At 44.5% G+C, this 6319-nt stretch carries 7 protein-coding genes; 3 read left to right on the forward strand and 4 right to left on the reverse strand.

Annotation, left to right across the window (positions count from 1 at the left end; all coding sequences use genetic code 11):
* Positions 1–63 precede the first annotated feature (63 nt).
* The 4 genes from PseudUWO310_RS22365 to PseudUWO310_RS23835 all read right to left on the reverse strand — a co-directional run bounded on the left by PseudUWO310_RS22365 (position 64) and on the right by PseudUWO310_RS23835 (position 2826).
* Positions 64–249: a hypothetical protein gene (locus PseudUWO310_RS22365; RefSeq protein ID WP_009629251.1), complete on the reverse strand. Its 186-nt coding sequence runs from the start codon at positions 247–249 to the stop codon at positions 64–66.
* A 186-nt stretch (positions 250–435) separates the two neighbouring features.
* Positions 436–1170: a molybdopterin-dependent oxidoreductase gene (locus tag PseudUWO310_RS22370; RefSeq protein WP_143190570.1), complete on the reverse strand. Its 735-nt coding sequence runs from the start codon at positions 1168–1170 to the stop codon at positions 436–438.
* A 289-nt stretch (positions 1171–1459) separates the two neighbouring features.
* Positions 1460–2095 (reverse strand): cytochrome b/b6 domain-containing protein, encoded by a 636-nt coding sequence (locus tag PseudUWO310_RS22375; RefSeq protein WP_143190574.1) that lies wholly within the window; start codon positions 2093–2095, stop codon positions 1460–1462.
* A gap of 281 nt (positions 2096–2376) precedes the next feature.
* Positions 2377–2826 (reverse strand): pentapeptide MXKDX repeat protein, encoded by a 450-nt coding sequence (locus PseudUWO310_RS23835; protein WP_143190571.1) that lies wholly within the window; start codon positions 2824–2826, stop codon positions 2377–2379.
* 211 nt (positions 2827–3037) lie between these two features.
* Here PseudUWO310_RS23835 and PseudUWO310_RS22385 point away from each other — a divergent pair, with 211 nt between their 5' ends.
* The 3 genes from PseudUWO310_RS22385 (at position 3038) to PseudUWO310_RS22395 (ending at position 6244) form a co-directional block, all read left to right on the forward strand.
* Positions 3038–4183, forward strand: a complete 1146-nt coding sequence (locus PseudUWO310_RS22385; protein WP_143190572.1) for a glycerate kinase — start codon at positions 3038–3040, stop codon at positions 4181–4183.
* Positions 4184–4600: 417 nt separating this feature from the next.
* Positions 4601–6130, forward strand: coding sequence for a photosystem II chlorophyll-binding protein CP47 (psbB, locus tag PseudUWO310_RS22390; protein WP_143190573.1), 1530 nt, complete (start codon positions 4601–4603; stop codon positions 6128–6130).
* A 6-nt stretch (positions 6131–6136) separates the two neighbouring features.
* Positions 6137–6244: a photosystem II reaction center protein T gene (locus tag PseudUWO310_RS22395; protein ID WP_071590185.1), complete on the forward strand. Its 108-nt coding sequence runs from the start codon at positions 6137–6139 to the stop codon at positions 6242–6244.
* Positions 6245–6319: the final 75 nt, after the last annotated feature.

Genomic DNA, 6319 nt, shown 5'->3' on the forward strand with positions numbered 1-6319 from the left:
ATATACAGAAGACCAACATAGAGAGTGGCGGCGCTTTGCGCCGCCACTCTCTATGTTGGTCTTCTAGAGGGTTGCTTCGAGAATCTGAGCGGTGATTGCCCCTAAGATTGAAACCGTTAAGTATTTACCAATCATCGGATTGTCGCCTAAGGAATTATCCTGTTTGCAGCCTGTTAAAAATAATGACCAGGCCTGTGTTGCGTTAATGGTCTGAAATCGATTAAAACTATTGGTAAAGATTAAACGCATAAATCTTATCTAATCAAAATTGAAAAATTAGTGAAGAATGCTGCATCGCTTGAGGTATTCGAGTTTCATTGCCTCAGATGAACATAGCACAGATATTGTAATAAAAGTTCACAAATCAAAAAAGATTAATCAAGAATTTAGCCTGCTGCTAGGTTGCTAGAATTTCATTGGCTATTGAGGCGATCGCTATAGTCCCGCGTACCATTCGTAGCCAAGATCCTCCCAATAGCCTCGCTTTTCTCCAAGTTCCTTGGTCAGTTGAATTCTTGTCACCCATTTACTGAGCTTATAGCCAAGTTTGATCGGTGAAGCGAGACGTAGAGGCGCACCATTCTCTTTGGCTAGAGGCTGTCCATTTTTTTGGTATGCCATCAAGGTTTGAGGATGCATGACCGAATCGAGATCCCAGCTTTCATAATAGCCATCTGCCGAATAGAAATAGGCATATCTAGCTTGAGGGGATGGCTGGGCGATCGCTAGTAGATCTCTGACCCTTACTCCACCCCATTGAACGATCGCCGCCCAGCCCTCGACACAAACATGGCGGATGACCATATTTCTAAAGGGTAATCTTTGCAGGTCGCTCATATTAAGACTCAGAGGATTATTCACTTCACCATCAATAATTAATCGATAGGTTTCAAGCGCGATCGCGGGAGTAAATCGAAAGGTATTTACAATTAATTTATCGGGTTCGATCGCACTAAGCGGAAACTCTGGTATGGGCTGTTGGGGTTGAAAAATTAATGACTCGACCTGCTGGTTAAGAGGCTCCGATAAACTGCCTACTAGCCCTTCTGCAAGACTGCCAAAGCCAATTGTTAACAAGCCCATACCTGCCAAGGTCAAAAAGCGACGACGGGGAACAAAATCGGTATCGTCAAGGTTTAAATCTGGCGGTTGTTGAGGGTCTTCTAGCATGGCTTTTAAGTTCTTGTAAATTCTCTAATGATCTTTACTGATCTTTACTAATATAGCTGCCGCCAGTTTTGTTAGGACAAAATCAAAACCCCAAAGAGAGTTGCCGCGCTCCGCGCGGCAACTCTCTTTGGGGTTTTATGTCCTGATCCAGTTGGCGGCAGTTATATAGCTACAGTCACTTGAATTAGGACAAATCAAACCCCAAGAATTGACTGGCGGCGCGAAGCGCCGCCAGTCAATTCTTGGGGTTTATGTCCTAGTACATTTGACGATCGCTATAACAATTAGGTCAATCCTTATCGGAGAGAGCGGATTGCTCTGACCAAAACATGGAATCTAGCAAGCGATCGCCACCGACATTTCGCCCTAGTTGGGAATGTAAAACAGCTAAAAAGATTGCGATCGGGACTGCCATAAAATGGGTAATCCGCAGGGCCTCCCATCCCCCAAAGCTATCTACAATCCAATAAAACTGAGCAGGCTTAAACATCCCTAACCCCGTAAAAATTGATAATAATAAAATCGGGATCATCAGGGTATAAACCAAACGATGCCAAGCATAGTTCTTCCGCTTGTTATTTTGGCTAAAGACTAGGGCTTTGACATCTTTGCTGCTGATATAGCGATGTCGCCATCTTCGGGTCAGCACTACATAAATTCCATACCAAAGCAAATTCAAGGCAAAGATCCACATTGTCGCAAAATGCCAATGTCGCCCCCCCGCTAACCATCCTCCTAACCCCAAAATAGGAGGAATATGTATACCCTCGCGTCCTCCAAATACGGGATTGGCATTATAAATTTGGAGCCCGCTCGCGATCATCAAAAATAAACTAACGAGACTTACCCAATGGAAAACTTTAGCTGGCAAATCTTGGCGGGGGATTTTGGCTGCCTTTGGAGTTGGTGGAGTTGGCGATCGCATGACTATTCCTAGAGGCTTTTGTTTAGATTCTAGCCGAATCATACCAAATCACAAATTGGCTACGCCATTTTGTGATTTTAAAACCCTTACTGGGTTTGGTTTTCAATTACCAAAAGTGTAGCCACACTTTTGGTAATTGGTATCAATCGCGGGAACAAACCAAAAAAAGAGGTGACGCATGGCATCACCTCTTTTTTTGATGGTTTAGTTCAAAATCCTAACTATTCTCTAGGTATTCTGAGTCTCTAGGTATTCTAAGTACTTCCAAATACTATCAAATACTACTGAGGCTTTTTAGCGTCGTCAGCAGGCTTAGCAGCATCAGGCTTAGGAGCATCACCAGGCTTAGCAGCATCAGACTTAGTAGCATCAGCAGGCTTAGCGGCATCACCAGGCTTAGCATCAGGCTTAGTAGCATCAGGCTTCATCGCGTCACCAGCCTTGTCCTTGGCAGCATCAGGCTTAGCAGCATCGCCAGGCTTAGCGGCATCACCAGGCTTAGCATCAGACTTCATGGCATCACCAGGCTTAGCATCCTTAGCGGCATCAGGCTTTGCAGTAGACTTGTCCTTATCAGCAGCAGGCTTAGCATCTTTCGTAGCATCAGGCTTTGCAGCAGGTGTAGATGTAGCTGCTGGAGTAGCAGTAGGAGCTGGGGTTTCAGTAGCACAGGAGACTAAACCAGCCGATAATCCAAGGCTTGCAACAATCAAAAGAGCTTTCAAGTTCATAGTTGTAATTTTTTTCTGTTTAGTAATGGATCTAACTAATTTAGGGACTAAGTAAAAATATGTAGTTTATGTGGAGGAGCCTACGTATAATTACTCACTGATTTTATTCTATGTTAAATAATTGTTAATTAATAGCTTAATTTTTGTAAATTTGTAATCTGTATAGCTAATTGATCGGATAGATCGTGTAGAAGCCTTGTTAAGTAAGGAAATGATCGAAAATATACCTATAAGAATTTTTGAACTAATAATTCAAGGCGATCGCTTACCCAGCTCAGATCGTGAATTATTAGTGGGGGATATCAAAAAAAATAGCGATTGTTTTTTGCCCTTCGATGCGTTATCAATCGAGATGCTCGCCGATTCAAATATGGTCGATGAGGTATTTGTCGATGGGGTATTTAATGACATCGTTGATCGGCGATCGCGTCTCATGGCGTTAGTTTATCCAGAGATCTCGCAAGCCTTGAGTCGTCAAAATATTCTAATTTCGCCCCCTGCGGTCATATTTTCCCTGTTGTGGTACTACTGGTTACCCCTCGCCCAAAGGCTAGCCTTTCAGCAAGAAAAAGCTGGGCGCACATTAATCCAAGGTTTATTAGGTGGACAAGGCACAGGCAAAACCACCCTAGGGTATGTCCTAAATATATTGTTGCGCCATCTAGGTAAGACCTTCCTGAGCATCTCCCTTGATGATTTCTATAAAACCTATACCGATCGCCAAAAATTACGCGATCGCCGTCCCGAAATAATTTGGCGAGGTCCCCCCAGTACCCACGATATTGATTTAGGGATTGAAGTTTTACAGAAATTACGCGATCGCTCGCCTGCCCATAGTCAAGGGATTGCTATCCCGCGTTTTGATAAGTCATTACATAATGGGGCAGGGGATCGGCGCGAACCTGAAATTTCCGAGAATGCCGATATCGTCCTGTTTGAAGGCTGGTTTGTCGGGATGCATCCCCTGCCTGTTTCTGCATTTCGCAATTTTGTCCCGCCCATTCTATCGGAGCGCGATCGCGAGTTTGCCCTTGAATGTAACGCCAACCTCTACAATTACTTGCCGCTCTGGGACTACCTCGATAGTCTGATCGTTCTCGTCCCTGAAGACTATACCTACAGCCTGCAATGGCGCATTGAAGCCGAACGCAAACTAATTGCCACAGGAAAAACGGGCATGAGCGATCGCGAAATCGCCCATTTTGTGGAATATTTTTGGAAAGCACTACATCCTGAATTATTTATGCCCCGCATAATCACTCCTACCAGTAGCAGCGATCGCGGCGGCGATTTAGTGGTCAAAATATCGCGATCGCATATGCCAACCAAGATTTATAGCCCAAAACACCGAATATAAGTGCTTGTGCAAAATAAATTACCCAAACCCGTAAAGTTGCGCCCCTACGGGGCGCAACTTTACGGGTTTGGGTTTGTAATTAATTATGCCCAGCTACTTACATCTGAAGCCAGCTTTTAAAACCAAAGAGGGGAATGGCGACGCAAATCGCAACCACTCCCTTCTCTAGCCAACGAACGCTAAAGCATTGACCTTGTTTTTAGGTTTTATCGGAATCAATCGGAATCAATCGGAGGGAATAGTTTATTATGTTGATACAAATAAAATAATTAGACCTATTGGTCGATTCTGACGCAGTTATTTCCTCACATTACCTTAAGTATTTTGAGTGGTAAGCAAAGTCAGGATCAATTATCATAAATTAAAATTAAGAATCGTTAAGATCTTACTCACTACATAGATTAAGGAACATTTGCAATGGGATTACCCTGGTATCGAGTGCATACAGTTCTCCTGAACGATCCAGGAAGACTGATCGCCACGCACCTGATGCACACTGCTCTCGTAGCAGGGTGGGCAGGCTCGATGGCACTTTATGAGCTAGCAATTTTTGACCCCAGTGACCCCGTCCTCAACCCCATGTGGCGGCAAGGTATGTTCGTCATGCCCTTCATGACCCGTCTTGGTATTACCAACTCTTGGAGTGGCTGGACAATTACTGGCGAACAAGTTGCCGACCCTGGTTTTTGGTCTTTTGAAGGTGTCGCTCTAGCCCACATCGTCCTTTCTGGTTTACTTTTCCTAGCTGCCATTTGGCACTGGGTTAACTGGGATTTAGAACTATTTAGAGATCCTCGCACAGGTGAGCCAGCTTTGGACTTGCCGAAGATGTTCGGCATTCACCTTTTCCTATCTGGTTTACTCTGCTTTGGTTTTGGTGCATTCCACCAAACAGGACTCTTTGGTCCTGGCATGTGGGTATCTGATGCCTATGGCTTAACTGGTCATGTTGCACCTGTAGCGCCTGAATGGGGACCAAATGGATTTAACCCCTTCAATGCTGGCGGTATCGTGGCTCACCATATTGCTGCTGGTATCGTTGGTATCGTTGCTGGTCTATTTCACTTGACAGTGCGTCCACCAGAGCGTTTATACAAAGCCCTGCGTATGGGGAACATCGAAACCGTTCTCTCTAGCAGCATTGCAGCGGTATTCTTTGCCGCCTTTGTCGTTGCTGGAACCATGTGGTATGGCTCGGCAGCAACTCCCATCGAGTTATTTGGCCCTACCCGCTATCAATGGGATAGCAATTCCTTCCAGCAAGAAATTTCTCGTCGCGTTCAAACTGGTCTCAATGCTGGCTTGAGTGCTGAAGATGCTTGGTCGAAGATTCCCGATAAACTTGCTTTCTATGACTATGTTGGTAACAGCCCTGCTAAAGGTGGTTTGTTCCGCGTTGGTCCCATGAATAATGGTGATGGTATTGCCCAAGGTTGGCAAGGGCATCCTATTTTCAAGGATGGTGAAGGTCGTGAGTTGAGCGTCCGCCGCTTGCCTAACTTCTTTGAAACCTTCCCTGTTGTTCTTCAAGACCAAGATGGTGTGGTTAGAGCTGACATTCCTTTCCGTCGCGCTGAATCAAAGTACAGTGTTGAACAAACTGGTGTTACTGTCTCTTTTGTCGGTGGAGAGTTAAATGGTAAGTCTTTTAACGATGCCCCAACCGTTAAGAAGTATGCACGCCAAGCTCAGCTAGGTGAAATCTTTGAATTTGACCAAGAAAAGAATAATTCCGATGGTGTATTCCGTACTAGCCCTCGTGGTTGGTTCACTTTCGGACATGCAGTATTTGCTCTGTTCTTCTTCTTCGGTCATATTTGGCATGGTGCTCGTACCTTGTTCCGCGATGTGTTTGCTGGGGTTGACCCAGAACTCAGCGAAGAGCAAGTTGAATGGGGTGCATTCCAAAAAGTTGGTGACAAAACTACTCGCGCTGTTGAGGCATAAAATTCAATGGAAGCTCTTACTTATACCTTTATTTTCGCTTGTTTGATTGGTTTGTTCTTCTTTGCAATCTTCTTCCGTGAACCACCTAAGGTTCCTTCTAAAGATAAGAAGTAATTTCTAAATAAAAAAGCCCGCCTAGGCGGGCTTTTTTATTTAGAAATTGTGTGATTTTATAGTTGTAGTCAGTAA

Source organism: Pseudanabaena sp. UWO310 (assembly GCF_006861605.1).
Classification (GTDB): domain Bacteria; phylum Cyanobacteriota; class Cyanobacteriia; order Pseudanabaenales; family Pseudanabaenaceae; genus Pseudanabaena.

Excerpts from the sequence above, each read along its gene's own strand:
- PseudUWO310_RS22365 (WP_009629251.1), bottom strand. The coding sequence starts at position 249 with ATGCGTTTAATCTTTACCAATAGTTTTAATCGATTTCAGACCATTAAC.
- PseudUWO310_RS22370 (WP_143190570.1), bottom strand. The coding sequence starts at position 1,170 with ATGCTAGAAGACCCTCAACAACCGCCAGATTTAAACCTTGACGATACC.
- PseudUWO310_RS22375 (WP_143190574.1), bottom strand. The coding sequence starts at position 2,095 with ATGCGATCGCCAACTCCACCAACTCCAAAGGCAGCCAAAATCCCCCGC.
- PseudUWO310_RS23835 (WP_143190571.1), bottom strand. The coding sequence starts at position 2,826 with ATGAACTTGAAAGCTCTTTTGATTGTTGCAAGCCTTGGATTATCGGCT.
- PseudUWO310_RS22385 (WP_143190572.1), top strand. The coding sequence starts at position 3,038 with ATGATCGAAAATATACCTATAAGAATTTTTGAACTAATAATTCAAGGC.
- psbB (WP_143190573.1), top strand. The coding sequence starts at position 4,601 with ATGGGATTACCCTGGTATCGAGTGCATACAGTTCTCCTGAACGATCCA.
- PseudUWO310_RS22395 (WP_071590185.1), top strand. The coding sequence starts at position 6,137 with ATGGAAGCTCTTACTTATACCTTTATTTTCGCTTGTTTGATTGGTTTG.